Here is a 20,157-nt window from a genome sequence, read left to right on the forward strand (position 1 = left end):
CCTGAATATATTTCAAAAAAAAAATCGCTTTACTTTCCTATGCAGAAATGCTTAAAGATGTTGTTAAGTGTTTCTTGCGAGGATATTTGTGTGCCTGTTATTTCGCCAAGGAGGGAAAGGACGTCTTTAAGGTCTTCAGCCACAAGGTCGCCAGGTAGGTTTGCTTTAAAGGCGTTATGAACACGGCATAGGGCTTCGTGTGCTTTTGTGAGCACATCATAATGGCGAGCATTAGTTACTATGACCGAGTTTTCGTTGAAAGCCGGAATGTTAGCTTTTTTATAGATAGCTTGCTTAAGCTCTTCTATGTTTGTTCCTTCCTTTGCAGAGACCGATAAGGTAATGAAAGAAGGCAGAGCCTCTTTATTTACTATAGTGTCTACCTTGTTTCTTACAATGATGAAAGGTCTTTCGCCTACTTTCTTTTTTATGTCTTCATACTCTTTTCTGGAAGGGTTATCATCTATTACCCATATCACCATTTGTGCTTTATCGAGCATTTTGTATGTGCGCTCAATACCAAGCTTTTCTACTTCATCTGTTGTCTGTCTAATGCCGGCAGTATCTATAAAGCGGAATGATATGCCATTTATCTCTGTTACATCTTCAATAACATCTCGTGTGGTGCCTTCTATGTTAGATACTATAGCACGTTCTTCGCCTAAAAGGGCATTGAGGAGGGTAGATTTTCCTACGTTTGTTTTTCCGATAATGGCAACGGCAACGCCTTCTTTAAGTGCCTGTCCTATCTTAAAGGAGTGGAGTAGTGATAATACTTTTTTGTCTATTTCATCTGTTAGACTTATCAGCTCTGTGCGGTCGGCAAACTCAAGGTCTTCATGTTCAGAGAAGTCGAGCTCCAGTTCAAGCAGTGAGGTTATCTTTAGCAGGCGTTTTCTTAAAGAGGATAGCTCGTTGCTGAAATGTCCTTTCATCTGTGAAAGTGCTAATTTGTAGCTTGCTTTATTAGAAGAGGCTACCAAGTCCGCCACTGCTTCTGCTTGTGAAAGATCCATTTTACCATTGAGGTAAGCTCGCTGTGTAAACTCTCCGGGAAGTGCTTGAAAGCAGCCTGCTTCTATTAATAGGTGTAACACCTCTTTAAGGATATAAGCAGAGCCGTGGCATGATATCTCTACAGCATTTTCTCCTGTGTATGAGTGGGGTGCATGCCAAACAGAAACAACTACCTCGTCTATAACTTTTCCTGTCAAATCTATAATATTACCATAACAGAGGGTATTAGCAGGCATAGATAGTATGTCTTTAGAAAATATCCTGTTTACAATAATGATAGCATCTTTTCCAGATACCCTAATAACGCCTATAGCCCCTCCCGGTAGAGTGGCTAAGGCACAGATAGTATTATACATTTTAAAATATTAAATATAGAAAGTGTATATGTGTTTTATATATTATAACAGCATGCAAAGTGTTAAATGGGCAGTGAGGGTTATATTCTGTCAAGCACTTTTTCTATAAGCCCATCTATGGTGTTCTTATATGCGCTATTAGCTTCTTTTGCTAACCTGTTAGCTATTACCATACAGCATGTTAAAGCCTTATGCCCCATTAATAGAGAAAGCCCTGCTAAGGCTGACGACTCCATCTCAAAATTGGTAACACGCAAGCCTTTATACTCAAAGGACTCTATCTTTTCATTAAGCTTAGGGTCTTGTAGTGGTAGCCTAAGCTCACGCCCTTGTGGCCCGAAGAAACCACCACAGGCTATGGTTACGCCACGTACCATATCTTCCTTGGCAATGTTTTCTATTAGCTCTGTATTAGAACTAACTACGTATGGATTGCCAAGCTGGTTGTCCCATTTTACTTGTCTTTTAAATTCGCGCTCAAAGTCTAAATCGCAAACTTCATTGCGCCGAGCATAAAAATTGAGTAAGCCGTCGAAGCCTATGCTCTTTTGCGAAGCTATATATGTGCCTACAGGCGTGTTAGGCTGTAATCCGCCACATGTACCTATCCTTACAAGGGTAAGGCTGCGAAGGTTGTCTTTTTCCTCTCGTGTCTTAAAATCGATATTAGCAAGCGCGTCAAGCTCATTTACTACAATATCTATATTATCACAGCCTATACCTGTACTTACTACGGTAATGCGTTTTCCTTTATATATACCAGTTACTGTACGAAATTCACGGCTACTGGCCTCACTCTCTACTTTTTCAAAATGAGATGCCACCAGCACTACACGACCTGGATCTCCCACTAAGACTACCTTGTCAGCAAGATCCTCTGGCTTTACGTGTAAGTGAAAAATACTTCCGTCTTCATTGATAATTAATTCGGAAGGAGCAAAAAATTTCTTTTTCATAGATATGTGGTTTTAATATATTTATAATTTACAAAGATAAGATTTTTTATCTGATATGGCAATAACATTTCCATATAAAAAAACATATTTATTAATCACTTTTTCCACAATTAGTGTTAGCCTTTTTTGTAAAGGAATCTCTGTAAAGCTATCGTATCCATTGTTCTGGGTTAAGTTTTGCAGTTTCTTTACGTAACTGGAAGTGTAGCACCCCGGTAGAGTTTACTGTTCCCAGTGTCTGCCCAGTACCTACGTTTTGTCCACGATGTACGCTAACGTTAGCAAGATTACAGTAAACGGAGATGTAAATGCCGTGTCGTACCATAACTATAGTAGACCCTCCTGCATTGAATATTCCGCTTACCTCTCCCATAAAGACGCTACGTACGGGGCTGCCAGCTGCTCCTTTTATGTTTATACCGTTGCTGTTGAGGCGAATATTACTCATGCCTGCAACGTTATATTGTCCGAAGTGTGTAACTATTTTGCCAGTCATAGGCATGGGCAAGCGTCCTCTGTTGTTAGCAAAACTACCTGTCATGGCACGGTCAGCATTGGTAAGGCTATTGTCGGCGGTGTTAGCCTTTCGGGCAGCCTCTGCTTCGCGTGCAGCGCGTTGTTTGTCGGCTGCGGCTTTACGCTCTGCAGCTATACGGTTAGCCTCTGCCTCACGTGCTTGCTGGTAGGCAAAAGCTTTTTCTGCAGCTGCCTTTTCTTCTGCTCGTTGCTGTGCTTCTTTAGCTTTGCGTTCGGCGTCTTCAGCTTTTTTGCGTGCTGCTTCTCTGCGTGCAGATGCTTCTTGTAAAGCAGCCTGTCGTGCCTTCTCAGCTTCCTGTCGTGCTTTCTCTGCCTTTTCGGCAGCTTCCCTTCTTTCTTTTTCAGCCGCTCTTGCAGCAGCTTCTGCCATAGCTTTAGCCTTAGCCTCTCGTGCTTTGGCTTCAGCCACGCGGCGTGCATTCTCTTGTGCCGCTTTTATGGCAGCTTCTCTTTTGCGTGCCATATCCTCGGCTCTTTTCTTAGCTGCGGCAGCCCGTGCGGCAGCTTGTGCTCGTGCTTCGGCTTGTGCTCGTATGCGTGCTTTTTGTATTTCTATAGCTACCAGCTTGTCTATCTGTGCGTTTATGGTCTGCTGCGTTTTGCGGCGTTGTGCTATGACGGTTTGTAATGTTTGCTGATCTTTTTTTAGAGAGTTTACCACTTGTTGCTGTTCTAAGCGTTTGCTTTGCATCTGTGCATGAGCCTGCCTGTCTTTATATAATAAGGTGTATTTCTGCACCCGTACTTGTTTTAGCTGTATATGCTTGTTATCTACCTGTGCTTGTTTAGCTTTTAAGAGCTCTCCTTGTGCGCGCTGATATGAAGCATATTCACGTACGAAGCGCAATCGCCTATACATCTGTGAAAGGCTTTTTGCAGAGAAGATAAACATTATCTTGTCTTGTATACTACGATGGCGTGCCATATAACGCATGGATAGTATAAACTTTTTGCGGCGTTCTGTTAGCTGTGTTTGAAGCGACTTTAATTGTCCTTTTAACACTTCTATGTTGCCATTTATGCCTTTTACGTCGGTAGCTATTTGGTCAATGGTCTTTTGTTGTTGTCCTATTTCAGTATCTAATAGCATTATCTTTTGCAAGCGCTGATCAACGTCTTTTTGTTTTTTCTTTACCTGCAACTCGTTTTCCTGTATTTCTTTTTGTATGGCTTGGTTTTTCTCTCGCAAATCTTTAATGGCTGATGTTGTAATATATCTTATGTTAGCCTTTTTGCCTTTTTCGTGGCTGATATTTTGTTTTTCCTTTTTTGCAGCCTTTCCCTTTAAGTGGTTAGAGGTGGGCTTTGCTTTAAGGGAGGAATGTTGTTCTGCGGGCTTTTTTGATATTGCTCGTAGGGTAATGTTTGTAGTTTTTTTAGCTATGTTTTTTACCTTTTTTTCGGTGTTATGTAGCTTTTCTATTGTAGGCTTTGGTGCTGCAGGAATCTTTTTAATAGCCTTTTTTTGTGTTTTCTGCGATGTTTCATTAGTTGTTTTTTGCTTTATTTGCGTATGTGTTTTTTGTGCAAAGAGAGCAATTAATGAAAGAGTAAGAAATATGATAGATATTGAAAATCGTTTCATTTATAGGTTTATTAATGTTTTAAGAATGTCTTCAGCCTTTACTCTTGAGTAAGAAGAGGAAGGTGTTGTTATTGTGTCCCAATTGTTTTTATCGCTAAATCCTTCTAAGCTAAGTTTTATGTTAATGTTGTTTTTCTTATTAGCTATAGTAGTGTTAAGGGTGATATAGTGTAAGGCAGGAAAGAGTTTTGAGCCAAAAGGAGTGAATGAAGAGTATTCCCAAGAGAGTGTAGAAGTGGAGTTGTTAGAGCCATGGTATATGGCTTGTGTTTTGTTTATGTGGTTAGAGATGTTCGAAATAAGCCATGTATAAGTAATTTTGCCGTCTTTTAGAGTAATGGGCGTTGTGCTTTGTAGGGCTTGAAGAGTAGTTGCCTTTACGTCAAAGTTTGGTATATGGTATTTGTTTATATATTTATTTGTTGGCATAAAGAGTTCGTTCCAAAAGAGAGCCTGCAGAGAGTAAAAGTTTATGCCATTATTACGTAAGAAGTTTATATCATTATAGTTAGCTTTAACATACTGCTTATGAATGCGATCCATGAAGAGTACATAGTCTTTAGTAAACTCTATTCTTCCCACTTCGCTACGTAGTAATGGTATAAGTAGTTGTAGCCTTATAACTTCGTTTTTACGCATACGAAGTATTCCCGGTACAGATATGCTGTTGCCATTACGTGTTAGTGTAAAGGTAAGATTGGAAACTAAATTTTTTTGATACAGATTTTGTTCATAAACTTTTTGTAGGAAGCTCACAGACCTTTGCCTGCTAATATCATCATGATTAGTTTTAACGTTAGTAGTGGCATGGCTACTGTTGGCAGGTAAGATCTTTGCTTGCCTTTCTATGTTTTTCTTTGTGCCACAAGCAAAAAGCGTTACTACCGTAGTGGTAGCTATTATTATTTTGTAAAACTTCATTTTGCTATGTATTTTCTTGTTTGTAACTTTTGTTTTAATATATCGTTATTATTACCTTCTTCGAGCGACTTTTTCCAAAACTCAATAGCCTTATCAGTATTTCCTGTCATGCTATAAATGTCTCCAGCATGTTCAAGTACTGTTTTATCTTGTTTTGTATAGTTTCTCATTGCTTGTTCAATGTATATTTTAGCTTCTTCGTATCTTTTTAGCTTAAATAATATCCACGCATACGTGTCAAGGTATATGCCGTTTTTAGGTTCTGCCTTAATGGTTTTATAGCTCATGCTTTCTGCCTTTGATAGGTTTTTACCTGTCTGGCTAAGGTAGAAAGCGTAGTTGTTAAGGGCAAGGTAATTATCAGGCTTCCAGCTAAGACAGCTGTCATAAGCATTGAAAGCCTCTGTGGTTAATCCTTTTTCGTAAAGAATGTCGCCCATAATGGCATAGAAGTCGGACACGATGTCGGGTTTGCTGTCTGGTTTTATTTGTGTAACACCTTTTTTAAAAGCCTCTAAGGCTTCATCGTTTTTGTGTTTTTGATATAAGGCAGAGCCTTGGAAATAGTAGAAAACCATTTCTGTAGGGTTATATAGCTGTGCTGCCTTACAAAGCTCTATAACCTTATCAAATAGGTGTTTGTTCCATATATTGTATATCAGATTGATTCGTGCAGGCACATTGTCAGGCTCTATTTGTAATACTTTTTGGTATATGTTGTCAATAGAATCGTTTGGCATTTTTATAATATCCATGAAAGCCGCTTTAAGCATATAGATGTCTGCACTACTCTGTGGTGGAGTTAGGGCTTTATCAAAAAGGTGTAATATCTTTTTACTGTCTTTAGTGTTAGATGTTTGATAGATGTTAATATATTGTCTTAGAACAGCCATTTTTATATCAGTATCTGTCTTTTGAGATAGCAATATATCCTCTACTAAAGCCTCTGCGTTGTTGTTGTCTTTAATGGCATTATAATAATCTACCAAAGATAGCTTGGCTGCAGTTTGCTGAGGGTCTTCTTTTAATACGGCTTTGTAAATGGCAAGTGCTTCTTTTCTTTTCCCTTTGTTAAAAAACCAGTTACCTAACATTACCTTGTAGTTTAGCTCTAATGGGTGATTATCTACCAGCTTTTTTAGTTCTTCATATTCTTTATTCTTATCGCCCATCTCTTCATATATCTGCATTTTGCTTAGTGATAGCTGTTCGCTGGTTCCGTTAACAAGCTCTAAACGGTTTAACACATCTATCATCATTTTCTTGTTATCTTTCTGTGCATATAGCTGTAGCAATGCTTGCAATACGTCTATGCGTGTTTTGTTAATGGCATAAAGGCGTTCATAAGCATTTATGGCATCGTCATAGTCTTTTTGAGCAGTGCATACCTGTGCCAGACGTTCTTGAAAAGTGTCGTTTTGAGGGTCTATTTTAGCTGCTTTGGCTAAATATTGGCGTGTAGTAATGGTGTCTTTTAACTGGAAATAATAGCTTGCGAGCTTATAATAGACCTCTGCAGCTTTAGGGTTTAGCTCTAAAGCTCTATTAAACATGTCGAAAGCTGCACTTTGATAGCCTTTTTGCTCTTGGCAGATGCCTTCTAAAAAGAAATAGTTATAGTGTTGTAAGCTGTCTTTTTCTTGTGCCTTTAAGCATGTAATATTACATAAGAAGAACACAAAAAACATTACTCTGTGTATGAAATATCTTTTTATCATTATGGCTATTAGTCCTAATATTTTAAAGAGTATGTTGTAGAATAAATATTATTTTATGCCAGTATGCCCATAGCCGCCAGCTCCACGTTCTGTTTCGTCGAGCACTTCTACCTGCTCAAACGCCACTTGTTCATGTTTGGCTACTACCATTTGAGCTATACGTTCGCCATCGTTAATAGTAAAGCTTTCAGAGGAAAAATTAATTAGTAGTACCATCAGTTCCCCACGATAGTCGGCATCTATAGTCCCTGGCGAGTTTAAAACAGTGATGCCATGCTTTAAAGCTAAACCGCTTCGAGGGCGTATTTGTGCCTCATAGCCTACAGGGAGAGCTATGAAAAGCCCTGTCGGAACTATTTTTCGTTCCATAGGGTGGATCGTGATGGGTGTGTCTATATTAGCACGAAGGTCTAAGCCTGCGCTTTGTGTAGTGGCGTATTCTGGAAGTGGGTGATGCCCTTTGTTTATTATTCTGACTTTTATCATTTTGTAGAAAGTAATCTGTTTTATATTATTAATAAGGTACAAAAGTAAGGAATAAAGCTCAAAAAGATGCACTTTAAATAGCAAAAAGCCTTATTTTTAGTCTATTTTAATTACTTTTGTATTGTCCTTTGACATCTTCAGATAGGAATTTAAATAAAAAGAAAAATATGCAAAACAGCATGCAATGGCAGCAACTTATCTCTAATAAGCGTCTTGGTCAAGAGGTTAGGCACACTATGCGTAAAGATGATCGTTCAGAGTTTAAGCGTGATAGCGACCGTCTTATCTTTTCTGCTCCTTTTAGGAGGTTACAGAATAAGACTCAGGTGTTTCCGCTTCCGGGTAGTGTCTTTGTACATAATCGTTTAACCCATTCTTTAGAAGTGGCAAGTGTGGGTAAATCGTTAGGCGACGATGTGGCTCATCTTTTAAAGGAAAAGCACCCCGAGCTTATAGGTACATTATTTGAGGAAATAGGTACCATAGTGCAAACAGCATGTTATGCTCACGATATGGGTAATCCTCCTTTTGGTCATAGTGGTGAGAAAGCCATTCAGTCTTTCTTTACAGAAGGTAATGGCAGGTCTATAGAGGGCAAGGTTAGTACTCGTTTTTGGGAGGATATTACCCATTTTGAGGGTAATGCTAATGCTTTTAGGCTTCTTACCCATAAGTTTTTAGGGAGAAGGGAGGGTGGTTTTGTAATGACTTATACCACTCTTGTAAGCATAGTGAAGTATCCTTTTAGCTCTACAAAGGCAGGTGCTCATGGTAAGTTTGGCTTTTTTTCTTCAGAAGAGCCAGTCTATAGGCACATTGCAGACGATTTAGGCGTTATAAAAAAGCAAGACGATGAAAGTGGTGTGGTATATGCTCGCCACCCTTTAGTGTATCTTATGGAGGCAGCCGATGATATATGTTACGAAATAATGGATATAGAAGATGCCCATAAGCTAAAACTTCTTTCTTTTGAAGAAACAAAAGATTTGTTATTAGGCTTTTTCGATTTGCAGACTAAAAGGGATATTTTGCAGCGTATAAAGGAAGACGATCTTACCGATGAGAACGAGCAAGTGGTATATTTTCGTGCATGTGCAGTGGGTAAATTGGAAGCAGAATGTGTGAGGGCTTTTGTGGAAAATGAAGATAAGATATTAGCAGGCACTTTTAAGGGTTCGCTTATTGAGCATATAGACGAGCTTCCCCGTGAGGCTTATAAGGCTTGTAGCGAGGTGTCTATGCGCAAGATTTACCGTAGCAAAACAGTGTTAGACGTAGAGCTTTCGGGCTATAAGGTAATGGAAACGTTGATGGAGTCGTTGATAGGAGCAGCGGTAGAGCCTAATCATTTTCATAGCCAACAGTTTATAAGGCGTTTCTCTTCACAATACGACATACAAAGCGATAATATAGAAACACGTATTATGGCAGTACTCGATTATATAAGTGGTATGACAGATATATATGCTTTAGATATTTATCAAAAGATAAACGGAATAAGTTTACCTATTATTTAACGTAAAAGAATGGAAAAGAAAAGTTATCCCAGCCTGATGTCTGGGAAGAAGATAATATATGTACATGGTTTTCTCTCAGCAGGTTCCACACATACAGCGGTGTTGCTAAGAGAGTATATGCCTAAGGCTACGGTGATAGCTCCAGACCTTCCTGTGCACCCTTTAGAAGCAATGGAACTTCTTAAAGAGCTTGTAAAAAAGGAGCAGCCCGATATTATCATAGGCACTTCTATGGGGGGAATGTATGCAGAGATGTTATATGGCTATGACCGTATCTTAGTGAATCCTGCCTTTCAGATGGGAGATACTATGAGTAAAAACAATATGATAGGGAAGCAGACCTTTGCTAACAAAAGGCAAGATGGTGTGCAAGAAATTATTGTTACAAAGAGTCTTGTAAAAGAGTATCGTGATATGACGCAGCAATGTTTTGGGCATGTTGATGAAAAAGAGCAAGCGCGCGTATATGGGCTTTTTGGCGATAAGGACCCTATGGTGCATACTTTTGAGCTTTTTGAAAATTACTATCCGCAGGCTATACACTTTCATGGAGAACATCAGCTACTTGAAAAGGTGGTATATCATTACCTAATACCTATAATAAGGCAGATAGATGACAGGCAAGAGGGCAGAGAGCGTAAAACAATATTTATAGATTATACTACTCTTAGTGACGATTACGGGAAGCCAAAATCGAGCCTTCACAAGGCATATGAATATCTACAAGAATATTATAATATCTTTTTCACTGTGCCTGCTCCTACTAATAACATATCTTTTATAGATAAACAGCGAGCATGGATAGAAGATGTTTTTAGTGCTCCTGCATGGAATAGGGTGGTGTTTACTAATCATATCCCACTGCTATATGGTGATTATCTTATTACAACAAGTAAAACGGACAATTTTCTTGGTACAACGATAGCTTTTGGTAGTGATGATTTTAAAACATGGGAAGATATTATCTTGTTTTTTGAAAGAATGGGAGGACAGTAAAAAAAAGTGTTTTGTGTGAATGCGTGTTAGGTGATAGGTGTTTATGAATAATGCAGGCGAACTATATAAAAAAGTATCGGATATATTACAAGCTACTGCACAGCAGCAGAATAAGCTCTTACATGAAACTCTTGTATTAGCATGCCACGAAGGGCTTAAAGATACACACCACAGCTTTGGCAACCTGTCTTCACAAGTAGAATCTTTATGCCGTTATTATAATATTCCGCCTAAAGAGACACTTGCCATACAGCGTATGCGCCGCCATAGCAACACTATAGCTCCGATATTGCCTAACGACTTGCTATACGATTGCAGGTCTTTGGCACTATTTATATCCTATATCTTTAAGCAAGACATTCCCCATTTTCTTACAGGCAGGTTGCCCGATGCTCCACAGCAATGCTCTTCTTTACCCATAGCTAACTATAAGTATATACGTTGCAGCGTGCGGTCATGGAACGAAAAGCTCATATATGTTACAGTACATAATCAAGAGTCTGAAGACGAACTATTGTCCGTAGATTATAAGGATACGCCACAATACATAGACTTTTCTTATCTTGCTATATTATTACGTAAAGGAATGCAGCTTAACTTAATAGATTGTGATGTAAAAGGGAAGAAAGTCTTTCCGCGTAATATAGTAATAGAGCCCGATTACCTATTAGACATCTCTACCATTGCCAATTGCTTTGAAGACTATGGTCATCACCCCTTGCTATACACCTTACAACGTTTTTCCAGCAGGCCTTGTAACAAATATACCATATTGGGTAATTTTGCAGGGGCAGCCTTAGATGATATTATTAACAAAACATCATTTAGTTTATCACAAACCATATACGCTAACTTTCGTGATAAGGCATTAGATTTTGCTACCGCGACCGATTTTGACAGTGCTGAGTTTAAGCAAAACGCAGCACAGCAGGTAGCTAATATGCAGCAAATAGTAAAAGAGCTTTTTAATAGTATAGACAAAGCAAAGGCCATCTTAGAGCCTTCTTTTATATGTGAGGAGCTTGGCATACAGGGGCGTGTAGACCTTATGACCACTGATATGCAGCTACTTGTAGAACAGAAGTCGGGTAAGAACATATATATAGAGCGTAAAGGAATGTGTAACAGATACGGGTCCATTCATATAGAGAAGCACTACGTACAAGTATTACTATATTTTGGCATACTTAGTCATAACTTCAGTTTGAGTCCTCGCAAGACAAAGATACACTTGTTATATTCTAAATATCCTCTTCCCGATGGACTTATAGAAATAGAGTCTTTGCAAAAGCTTACTTTTGAAGCTATAAAATATCGTAACCAAGTGGTAGCTACAGAGTTTTGGATAGCACAGAATGGTTTTGAAAAAGTGTTACCTCATCTCACGCCCGAAACTCTCAATGTAGAAAAACTATCAAGCAGATTTTTTTACGAATATAAGCTCCCAATGTTGACAAACACCCTTGATCCTCTTCATGTTCTTACTCCTTTAGAAAAGGCTTACTTTACACGTATGGTAACGTTTGTCATTAGGGAGCAGATAATAAGTAAGGTAGGGATAGAGGAAGGTGTGGGTAATAGTGCTTCAGATTTGTGGAATATGCCGCTTTCTATAAAGAAGGATACAGGGAATATATTTACAGATCTATCTATAAAAAGTAAGAAGCAGAGCGGCATCTTTAATGGCTATGATATTATAACGCTTAACATACCCACGCAGGCAGACGACTTTTTGCCCAACTTTCGCCGTGGCGATATGGTTTACCTCTATTCTTACCCACGTGGGAAAGAACCCGATGTAAGGAAAAGCATTCTTTTTAAGGGTGTGATAACAGAGATACGCTTAGATGAGGTAACAGTAAAACTTAACGATGGGCAGCAAAACAAAGATATTATAAAAGGCGATTTCTTTGCCATAGAGCATGCCTCAAGTGATGTAATGGCAAATACAGCTTTACGCTCGCTATATACTTTTATTACATCAAGCAAACAAAGAAGGGATCTTCTCTTAGGTCAGTGCGCTCCGAGGGTAGATCTTACAAAAAAACTTTCACGCTCCTATCATTCCACCTATAACAATATTATATTAAAGGCTAAACAAGCCATGGATTATTTTCTCCTTGTAGGACCTCCCGGAACAGGCAAAACATCTATGGCTTTACAGTTTTTAGTGCGTGAAGCCTTGGCAGAGAAAGCTGATAGCAATCTGCTTTTGTTGTCATATACTAACAGGGCAGTAGACGAGATATGTAGTATGCTTTCTGAAAATGGTATCGACTATATACGTATAGGTAATAAGTTTAGTTGTAATCCGCTGTTTATAGACCATTTGCTAACGGAGAAGATAGCTGAAAAGACACAGCTTAAAGATATAAAAGATATTATTTTTAGCAGTCGTGTCATAGTATGTACTACTTCTACGTTAGCCTCTCATACTAATATTTTCCATCTTAAGACGTTCGATTTAGCAATTATAGATGAGGCAAGCCAGATACTTGAGCCAAACATTGTGGGGATACTTTCAGAAAAGTCAAAAAGCATAAAAGATAAAGGTGAGAAAATAAAACTTGCTATTACAAAATTTATACTCATAGGCGACTATAAACAGCTACCTGCCATAGTGCAACAGCCCGAGCAAGATGCCAAGGTGGAAGACGCTTCATTGAAAGACATTGGGCTTCATAGCTGCGCCATCTCTTTATTTGAACGCTTAATATCCATAGAACGGAAAGCCGGGCGTGAACAATTTATAGACACACTTCGCAAGCAAGGACGTATGCACCCAGATATAGCAGCTTTCCCCAACAAAATGTTTTATATTCATGAAAAGATAGAATGTGTACCACTAAAGCATCAAAAAGAGGTTAATCTGCCTTACAAAAAGCAAAGTAGGGATAATATAGACGATTTTATAAAAGTTCACCGCATGATATTTATTTCCTCAAAATCATGTAGAGATCTTAACATATCAGATAAAACTAACGTAGAGGAAGCACGTATCGTAGCAGATTTGCTTAAACGGATTTATTATCAAGCGTCCGACTACTTTGATGCAGAAAAAACAATTGGCGTCATAGTGCCTTATCGTAACCAGATAGCTATGATACGTAAAGAGATAGAAAAGCTGAATATTCCAAGTATAGAAAAAATAAGTATTGACACTGTGGAGCGGTATCAAGGAAGTCAGCGTGATGTTATAATATATTCTTTTACTATACAGCAGCGTTACCAATTAGATTTTCTTACAGCAAACACGTTTGTAGAAGATAATGATACTGTTATTGACCGCAAACTGAATGTAGCTATAACTCGTGCTCGCAAGCAAATGATTATGATAGGAAACGAAGCTACGTTAAGAGAAAATGCTATCTTTTCAGCCCTCATAGAGCATGTGAAGCAGGCGGGGGGATATATGCAAGATTATAAAGAAAGTAAGAGTATGTCGGAATAAAACATACTCTTAACAAAAAAGCATAATAATATATTTATCTGCTACCTTTTACCTTATTGTGTGTTTTTTATAATAGCTTAGGTAGCTCGAAGAGCTTGGTAGTGTTGCTACCTTTTATAAGTATATAATGCTCTGTTGGCTTTTTAAGAGCAATGGCAGCTTTAACCTCTTCTACGTTAGCAAATTTACGAAAATGGCAGTTTGTTTTAGCGAAGTTTTCCCCTACTAACCAGATGTTTTCTATTTTAGCTGCATCTATCTGGTCTACAATGCGCTGGTGTTCTTCTGCTGTAGCATCACCCAGCTCGTGCATATCTCCGAGTATAGCCATTTTGTTTTTTACCTCCATCAATCGGAAGTTTTCAATGGCAGCTTTCATGCTTGAAGGGTTAGCGTTATAGGCATCTACGATGAGATAGTTGTCCTTTGTCTTTATGAGCTGTGAGCGATTGTTAGTAGGTGTGTAGCTCTCTAAGGCATGACATATCTTATGTGGCTCTACTCCAAAATGTAAGCCTATGGTTACAGCAGCAAGCATGTTATCTAAATTATATGCGCCAATAAGTTTTGTTTGCACTTCATAAATGGCAGAAAATACTTGTTCTGTTCCTAAGGATAGTGCTGCTTGCCATGAAAATTTTAAGAAAGGGCAGCACGATATTATCTCGCCTTTTACATCGGCAGTATCATCTTGACCATAGGTTATTATTCTGTCAAAATTACGTTCTGTAGCCATTTCTACCAAATCTGGATTACTCTCATTGAGAAAGAGCAAGGCGTTGTGTGCCTTTAAGTAATCGTATAGCTCGCCCTTAGTCTTTTTTACACCTTCAAAACTACCAAAACCTTCCAAATGAGCACGTCCCACATTAGTAATAAGTCCACAAGTAGGCTCTACGTAGGTAACTAATTTTTTTATGTCTGTGGGGTGAGAAGCTCCCATTTCTATAACGGCAATCTCGTCTTTGGTAGTCATCTCGAGTAGTGTACGAGGCACCCCTACATCGTTGTTATAATTGCCCAAGGTATGATGTACTTTGTATTTTTCTGCTAATACTGCCGAAATAAGTTCTTTAGAAGTAGTCTTACCGTTTGTACCCGTTATGCCTATAACGGGAATGTTCATGCTTCGACGGTGCTCACGAGCCAGCTCTTTATAAGCAATGAGCGCATCGCTAACAAGGATAATCCTCTCATTATCAGGCTCGGCGTATTTAGATTCGTCAACGATAGCATAACTGCAACCATTCTCTAAAGCAGTTTTTGCAAAAGCATTACCATTAAACGAGGCACCTTTTAAGGCTATAAAAATACTTCCTTTAGGGCAGTTGCGGCTGTCTGTGGTTACTACTGGGTGTTGTTTATAAATCTCATATAGCTGTTTTGCATTCATAACTTTCAGTGTTTTATTAATGCAAAGGTAAAATTAATAATTGAGAAAAGGTATATATAACTACTCAACTTTGATGTTTTAAATATCCTATCCTTATTTTATAAATCTGTTTGGCTCCTTTTTTTTGTTAGCCTATGGTTTATAATACACCAAAAGACTAAAGCATAATGTTAAGGGTAATGGTTTTTATAAGTAAGGGTAAAAAATGCAGTGATATAGGCTTGATGTAAGTTAATGGGATTGATGTATGGCAATAAAACATGGCTTTTGGAGATATTTTTATGCTTTTTCTTGGTTGTGTGCGATAACAGCAGTACCTTTGCAGTACAAAAATTAAGGATAACAAATATTAATAAAGAGGCAAAGGGTCTCTTAAAAGAAAGGAAAAGATTATGATGACAATTATTTTAACATCTGTTGCAATAGTAGCAGCAGTAATCGTAAAAGCAGTAAACGTTAATAATAAGATGACTGCTTAAGGTTTGTAAAAACCTTTATTTAGAAAGTTTGTATTACACGATATTCCGCGTTTTTCATCATGAAAGATGCGGTTTTTTTATTAGTCAAAAAGCTCTTTTAGTATGGTGAGGCTGTTTAGTTTTGGCATACTTGGAATGTGTAGGGTGTAATATTTTAATATTGTTTCAGTTATTTCATTACGTTCGTTGCGTGAGAAACGGAATAAGCGCATGTTATTATAGTTCATTCGGAATAGTTTTAAGAGAGTTTTAGCGTCGTCAGGCTTTAAGTAGTCTATATGTATGGGTGCGTATTGGCAAAATTCGGCATTTCTAAGATCGAAGAAATCGTATGACTTAGGTTTAGAAAGGTTTGGGAAAAATCCTATAAATTTGCTTAAATGTAGCATAAAGGTTATATGAAAGTTAGCAAAATTGCTTACTGAAGCGTCAAGCCACTCAATGCTTTTTTTTACAAACTGGAATAAAGTCTTGTTATATTGTTCGCTGCGAGTAGCATAAAGTAAAAATTCTGATATAAAAAGCAGTATAGACGTTTTTATGGGGTTAAAAGGAATTGTAGTGAAAGGAATGTCTATTCTTATATCTTTTATGTGTTGCATGTTAGCATTAGGGCGAAAATCGAACTCTATGTCTAATAAGGTCATAGGCTGGAAATATTGTTTTTTCATTTTTCCTTTCATCGTTTTAGATAATTTTACGATAAAGGTTAAACGCCCTTCTTCCTCTGTTAACAGATCGATTATTAACGAGGAATCTCCGTATTTTATGGTATGTAGCACAATGGCTTTCGACTTTCTAAGCATATTTTTATGAACAAAATTACAAAAAACATACGAGTTAGATTAAAAATATGCTATAAATATTTGGAGGAATGAAATAATTGCTATACCTTTGCACCCGCAAAACAGCACAATGGTCTCTTCGTCTATCGGCTAGGACACAAGATTTTCATTCTTGCAAGAGGGGTTCGATTCCCCTAGAGACTACTAATAATAAAAGTATTTACAAAGATGGCAAATCATAAATCATCATTGAAGAGAATACGCCAAGATAGAGTTAAGGCGCTACATAACAAATATTATGCAAAGACTATGCGTAACGCAGTACGCAAGTTTCGTAATTTAACAGACAAGGAAGAGGCTACAAAGCTTTATCCTACTATTCAGAAGATGTTAGATAAGCTTGCTAAGGTTAATATTATCCATAAGAATAAGGCAGCTAATTTAAAATCGAGCCTTACTAAGCATGTTGCTTCTTTAGGTTAATTACTTATTAGTCATAGCTAAGAAAATATATTAGGGTTGTAATCTATTATGATTACGACCCTAATTCTTTTATTTATTTTTAGAAAGGAAAAAGTTCTTTTACTAAGAAAAAAATAGTATCTTTGCATATTAGAATAAAAGAACAATCTAACAAAAGATGACAGAAAATCAAGAACACGAGAATAATTATTCCGCCAGTAATATTCAGGTATTAGAGGGCTTAGAGGCTGTTCGTAAGCGTCCTGCTATGTACATTGGCGACATTAGTGAGAAAGGTCTTCATCACTTAATAAACGAGACGGTAGACAACTCTATAGATGAGGCTATGGCTGGTTATTGTACCGACATAGAGGTGACTATAAATGCTGACAATTCTATTACTGTGGAGGATAACGGTCGTGGTATCCCTGTTGATGAGCATAAGAAGCTACATAAGAGTGCATTAGAGGTGGTAATGACAGTGTTGCATGCAGGAGGTAAGTTTGACAAAGGTTCGTATAAGGTTAGTGGTGGTTTGCATGGTGTAGGTGTTAGCTGTGTAAACGCTTTATCTAAGCATATGTTATCTCAGGTGTTTCGCGATGGGAAGATATATCAGCAAGAATATGAAAAAGGAAAGCCTTTGTATCCTGTAAAGATAGTAGGCGATACTGATAAGACGGGTACTCGCCAGCAGTTTTGGCCTGACGGTACTATTTTTACCACAACAGTATTTCAGTGGGACGTTGTAGCGCGTCGTATGCGTGAGCTTGCGTATCTTAATGCTGGCATAAAAATTACTTTAACAGATCTTCGTCTTAACGCTGAAACAGGTAAAACTCGTACAGAGGTTTTTCATGCTAAAGATGGTTTGAAAGAATATGTACGTTATGTAGATCGTCATCGTCAGCATTTATTTGACGATGTTATTTATCTCAAGAGTGAGAAGCAAGGTGTGCCCATAGAGGTTGCTATAATGTATAATACCGATTATACAGAGAATATACATTCTTATGTAAATAATATTAACACTATAGAGGGTGGTACTCATTTGCAAGGGTTTCGTACAGCCTTGACACGTTCTTTAAAGGCGTATGCTGATAATGATGCGCAAATATCAAAGCAAATAGAAAAAGCTAAGATAGAAATTACTGGTGAAGATTTTCGTGAAGGTTTGACGGCTGTTATATCTGTAAAGGTAGCCGAGCCACAGTTTGAAGGTCAGACAAAGACTAAGCTAGGTAATAGTGAGGTTTCTGGTGCTGTTCAGCAGGCAGTAGGCGAGGCTTTAAGTGCTTATTTAGAAGAGCATCCTAATGAGGCTAAGATGATTTGCAATAAGGTAGTTATTGCAGCTACAGCCCGAATAGCAGCCCGTAAGGCTCGTGAGAGCGTACAGCGTAAGAACGTTATGACTGGTGGAGGCTTACCCGGTAAGCTTGCAGATTGTTCTAATAAAGATCCTAAGGTATGTGAGATATTTTTAGTAGAGGGCGATTCTGCAGGTGGGTCTGCTAAGCAAGGGCGCGATCGTTATACACAAGCTATCTTGCCTCTTCGTGGTAAGATATTAAATGTAGAAAAGGTGCAGCGTCATAGAGTGTTTGAGGCAGAATCGGTAATGAACATCATTCAGTCGATAGGAGTACGTTTTGGAGTGGAGGAAGATTCTGATTTTGAAGCAAATATAGAAAAGCTGCGTTATGATAAGATTATTATAATGACCGATGCTGATGTAGATGGTTCACACATAGATACTCTTATAATGACTCTTTTTTATCGTTATATGCCTAAGGTCATCGAGCAAGGTCATTTGTTTATAGCTACTCCACCATTATATAAATGTACTTATAAAAAGGTAAGTGAGTATTGTTACACAGAGCAGCAACGTCAGGCTTTTATTGATAGATATGGTGCTGGTGAAGAAGGTAAAAATATTCATACGCAGAGATATAAAGGTTTAGGAGAGATGAATCCCGAACAGCTTTGGGAAACAACTATGGATCCTAGCAAACGGCTTCTAAAACAAGTTACTATAGAGAATGCTGCAGATGCAGATGAAGTTTTCTCAATGTTGATGGGAGATGATGTAGAGCCGAGACGTGAGTTTATAGAGCAAAATGCTAATTATGCAAATATTGATGCTTAAGTTTTATGTAAAGAAATAAATTTTAGAATCCCTTTCCATCATTATGGTTAGGGATTTTAATGTTTTAAAAACTATAGTATATATATTTTTTTAAATGGAGAAGAAAAAGATAGATAATTTAAAAGAGATAACTGTAGAGCATGCTAAAAGCAAATATGCAAAGGGAGGATATATCGAAGATGAGTTTATCCTGTTTGAAGAAATTGCAGAAGTCCCTATTCCTATTGGTTATTTACGGTTTCAAAGCGTGTTTTTTGCTATTTGTACAGCAGGCGAAGCTAAATATAAACTTAACACGAAAGACTTATATGTAGAAGCTGGAGATGCTGTTATTGTTACCAGTGGGCAAGTAGTGAGTGATGTTTGCTTATCAAGCAATTTTAAGGGCTTTGGCTTTATGTTGTCTTTAGATTTCTTTCATTATATCCTTAGTGGTATAACTAACTTGTCTTCTCTATTTATGTTCTCGCGCAGTAACCCTGTTTTTAGAATTTCTAAAGACCAGATAGATGATATTTTAGAGCATTGTAAGCGTGCCAAGAAGCGTCTGATAGATCGTACTCATCCTTTTAGAAGAGAATTAATTGCTTGTTTGATACGTGCTATGATTTATGATTTTGGAAGCATTATCTATAAAGCACAGCATTCTAAGAATGTAAAACAAAATAGGGCAGAGGTTATTTTTAATAAATTTATGGATTCTGTTCAAGAGAATTTTAAGACAGAACGACGTGTGTCGTGGTATGCAAGAGAGCTAAATATTACAGCAAAGTATCTTTCAGAAGTAGTAAAACTCATAAGTAAACGCACTCCAAGAGAGTGGATTGATTATTATGTTGTGCTCGAAATACGAGTTCTTCTCCGCTCAAGCGATCTTAGTGTAAAAGAAATATCTAATGAGCTTCATTTTGCTAATCAAAGTTTTATGGGTAAATATTTCCGCGAACATGTTGGTATTAGTCCTTTAAAGTTTAGAAGGAGCTAAACTTTAAAAGCTGATATTTATTATTCTTATTTAATAGCATAAAAGGCTGTTTGTAATGTAAGTTTTTACTTAAATATTTGTTTATTTTATTTTTTATACCTAACTTTGCACCACTTTAATAGGAATATTAAGCCCAGATGGCGGAATAGGTAGACGCGCTGGTCTCAAACACCAGTGGAGCAATCCATCCCGGTTCGAGCCCGGGTCTGGGTACCGCAAATCCCTTGTAAATCGATGATTTACAAGGGATTTTTCTTTTTCGACGCGTACTAAAAGTGTACTATATAGGGTCAGTCGTAAAACCCAGTTGCAAGCCCTCTCCTCTCAGGCACATAATTTCATAAGTATTTGTTATCTTTGCATC

General features: G+C 37.8%; 14 protein-coding genes and 2 tRNA genes. 8 read left to right on the forward strand and 8 right to left on the reverse strand.

Annotated features, from left to right (window positions below; translation table 11 throughout):
- Window positions 1–29: 29 nt before the first annotated feature.
- The 6 genes from mnmE to dut form a co-directional block, all read right to left on the reverse strand.
- Window positions 30–1,373 carry a tRNA uridine-5-carboxymethylaminomethyl(34) synthesis GTPase MnmE gene (mnmE, locus tag AC1DCD_RS04870; protein WP_464640599.1) on the reverse strand — a complete coding sequence of 448 codons (1,344 nt, stop codon included), beginning with the start codon at window positions 1,371–1,373 and terminating at the stop codon, window positions 30–32.
- Between the two features lie 80 nt (window positions 1,374–1,453).
- Window positions 1,454–2,329: a nucleoside phosphorylase gene (locus AC1DCD_RS04875; RefSeq protein ID WP_060933314.1), complete on the reverse strand. Its 876-nt coding sequence runs from the start codon at window positions 2,327–2,329 to the stop codon at window positions 1,454–1,456.
- Window positions 2,330–2,477: 148 nt separating this feature from the next.
- Complete coding sequence (locus AC1DCD_RS04880; RefSeq protein ID WP_464640597.1) at window positions 2,478–4,451, reverse strand: murein hydrolase activator EnvC family protein; 1,974 nt, start codon at window positions 4,449–4,451, stop codon at window positions 2,478–2,480.
- Window positions 4,452–5,372, reverse strand: coding sequence for a lipoprotein insertase outer membrane protein LolB1 (gene lolB1 / locus AC1DCD_RS04885; protein ID WP_464640596.1), 921 nt, complete (start codon window positions 5,370–5,372; stop codon window positions 4,452–4,454). It lies immediately after the preceding gene.
- Window positions 5,369–7,090, reverse strand: coding sequence for a tetratricopeptide repeat protein (locus AC1DCD_RS04890; protein WP_197053059.1), 1,722 nt, complete (start codon window positions 7,088–7,090; stop codon window positions 5,369–5,371). Before AC1DCD_RS04890 ends, lolB1 begins: the two co-directional genes overlap by 4 nt.
- 48 nt (window positions 7,091–7,138) lie before the next feature.
- The gene (gene dut, locus AC1DCD_RS04895; RefSeq protein ID WP_036855784.1) at window positions 7,139–7,576 is read right to left on the reverse strand and encodes a dUTP diphosphatase; all 438 of its coding nucleotides are present in this window, start codon (window positions 7,574–7,576) and stop codon (window positions 7,139–7,141) included.
- Window positions 7,577–7,755: 179 nt separating this feature from the next.
- Between dut and dgt the strand changes: the two genes are divergently transcribed.
- From dgt to AC1DCD_RS04910, 3 genes are read left to right on the forward strand one after another with little or no spacing between them, the layout of a single operon-like run.
- A complete protein-coding gene (gene dgt, locus AC1DCD_RS04900; RefSeq protein WP_464640655.1) occupies window positions 7,756–9,093 on the forward strand; it encodes a dGTP triphosphohydrolase in 1,338 nt (445 codons plus the stop codon).
- A gap of 9 nt (window positions 9,094–9,102) precedes the next feature.
- Window positions 9,103–10,089 (forward strand): YqiA/YcfP family alpha/beta fold hydrolase, encoded by a 987-nt coding sequence (locus AC1DCD_RS04905; RefSeq protein WP_464640593.1) that lies wholly within the window; start codon window positions 9,103–9,105, stop codon window positions 10,087–10,089.
- 43 nt (window positions 10,090–10,132) lie between these two features.
- Entirely contained in the window at window positions 10,133–13,540 is a 3,408-nt protein-coding gene (locus tag AC1DCD_RS04910; protein WP_464640591.1) for an AAA domain-containing protein, read from the forward strand.
- A 67-nt stretch (window positions 13,541–13,607) separates the two neighbouring features.
- Here AC1DCD_RS04910 and AC1DCD_RS04915 read toward each other — a convergent pair whose 3' ends face one another.
- Window positions 13,608–14,933 (reverse strand): UDP-N-acetylmuramoyl-tripeptide--D-alanyl-D-alanine ligase, encoded by a 1,326-nt coding sequence (locus AC1DCD_RS04915; protein WP_308532830.1) that lies wholly within the window; start codon window positions 14,931–14,933, stop codon window positions 13,608–13,610.
- Window positions 14,934–15,492: 559 nt separating this feature from the next.
- The gene (gene recO, locus AC1DCD_RS04920) at window positions 15,493–16,218 is read right to left on the reverse strand and encodes a DNA repair protein RecO (RefSeq protein WP_464640589.1); all 726 of its coding nucleotides are present in this window, start codon (window positions 16,216–16,218) and stop codon (window positions 15,493–15,495) included.
- A 111-nt stretch (window positions 16,219–16,329) separates the two neighbouring features.
- On the opposite strand from recO, the gene AC1DCD_RS04925 reads away from it, so the two are divergent.
- The 5 genes from AC1DCD_RS04925 to AC1DCD_RS04945 all read left to right on the forward strand — a co-directional run bounded on the left by AC1DCD_RS04925 (window position 16,330) and on the right by AC1DCD_RS04945 (window position 20,006).
- A tRNA-Glu gene (locus AC1DCD_RS04925) sits at window positions 16,330–16,401 on the forward strand.
- Window positions 16,402–16,425: 24 nt separating this feature from the next.
- Entirely contained in the window at window positions 16,426–16,680 is a 255-nt protein-coding gene (gene rpsT / locus AC1DCD_RS04930) for a 30S ribosomal protein S20 (RefSeq protein ID WP_024992702.1), read from the forward strand.
- A 157-nt stretch (window positions 16,681–16,837) separates the two neighbouring features.
- On the forward strand, window positions 16,838–18,808 hold the full coding sequence (gyrB, locus tag AC1DCD_RS04935; RefSeq protein ID WP_464640587.1) for a DNA topoisomerase (ATP-hydrolyzing) subunit B: 1,971 nt from the start codon (window positions 16,838–16,840) through the stop codon (window positions 18,806–18,808).
- A 94-nt stretch (window positions 18,809–18,902) separates the two neighbouring features.
- Entirely contained in the window at window positions 18,903–19,793 is an 891-nt protein-coding gene (locus AC1DCD_RS04940; protein ID WP_019036475.1) for a helix-turn-helix domain-containing protein, read from the forward strand.
- Between the two features lie 131 nt (window positions 19,794–19,924).
- Window positions 19,925–20,006 (forward strand) — tRNA-Leu (locus tag AC1DCD_RS04945).
- Window positions 20,007–20,157 lie beyond the last annotated feature (151 nt).

The organism is Prevotella sp. C0209C1 (genome assembly GCF_056583855.1).

Coding starts and splice junctions, on each gene's coding strand:
- AC1DCD_RS04890 (WP_197053059.1), bottom strand. CDS start 7,090: ATGATAAAAAGATATTTCATACACAGAGTAATGTTTTTTGTGTTCTTC.
- AC1DCD_RS04875 (WP_060933314.1), bottom strand. CDS start 2,329: ATGAAAAAGAAATTTTTTGCTCCTTCCGAATTAATTATCAATGAAGAC.
- dgt (WP_464640655.1), top strand. CDS start 7,756: ATGCAATGGCAGCAACTTATCTCTAATAAGCGTCTTGGTCAAGAGGTT.
- AC1DCD_RS04880 (WP_464640597.1), bottom strand. CDS start 4,451: ATGAAACGATTTTCAATATCTATCATATTTCTTACTCTTTCATTAATT.
- AC1DCD_RS04915 (WP_308532830.1), bottom strand. CDS start 14,933: ATGAATGCAAAACAGCTATATGAGATTTATAAACAACACCCAGTAGTA.
- recO (WP_464640589.1), bottom strand. CDS start 16,218: ATGCTTAGAAAGTCGAAAGCCATTGTGCTACATACCATAAAATACGGA.
- dut (WP_036855784.1), bottom strand. CDS start 7,576: ATGATAAAAGTCAGAATAATAAACAAAGGGCATCACCCACTTCCAGAA.
- lolB1 (WP_464640596.1), bottom strand. CDS start 5,372: ATGAAGTTTTACAAAATAATAATAGCTACCACTACGGTAGTAACGCTT.
- gyrB (WP_464640587.1), top strand. CDS start 16,838: ATGACAGAAAATCAAGAACACGAGAATAATTATTCCGCCAGTAATATT.
- AC1DCD_RS04905 (WP_464640593.1), top strand. CDS start 9,103: ATGGAAAAGAAAAGTTATCCCAGCCTGATGTCTGGGAAGAAGATAATA.
- AC1DCD_RS04910 (WP_464640591.1), top strand. CDS start 10,133: ATGAATAATGCAGGCGAACTATATAAAAAAGTATCGGATATATTACAA.
- AC1DCD_RS04940 (WP_019036475.1), top strand. CDS start 18,903: ATGGAGAAGAAAAAGATAGATAATTTAAAAGAGATAACTGTAGAGCAT.
- mnmE (WP_464640599.1), bottom strand. CDS start 1,373: ATGTATAATACTATCTGTGCCTTAGCCACTCTACCGGGAGGGGCTATA.
- rpsT (WP_024992702.1), top strand. CDS start 16,426: ATGGCAAATCATAAATCATCATTGAAGAGAATACGCCAAGATAGAGTT.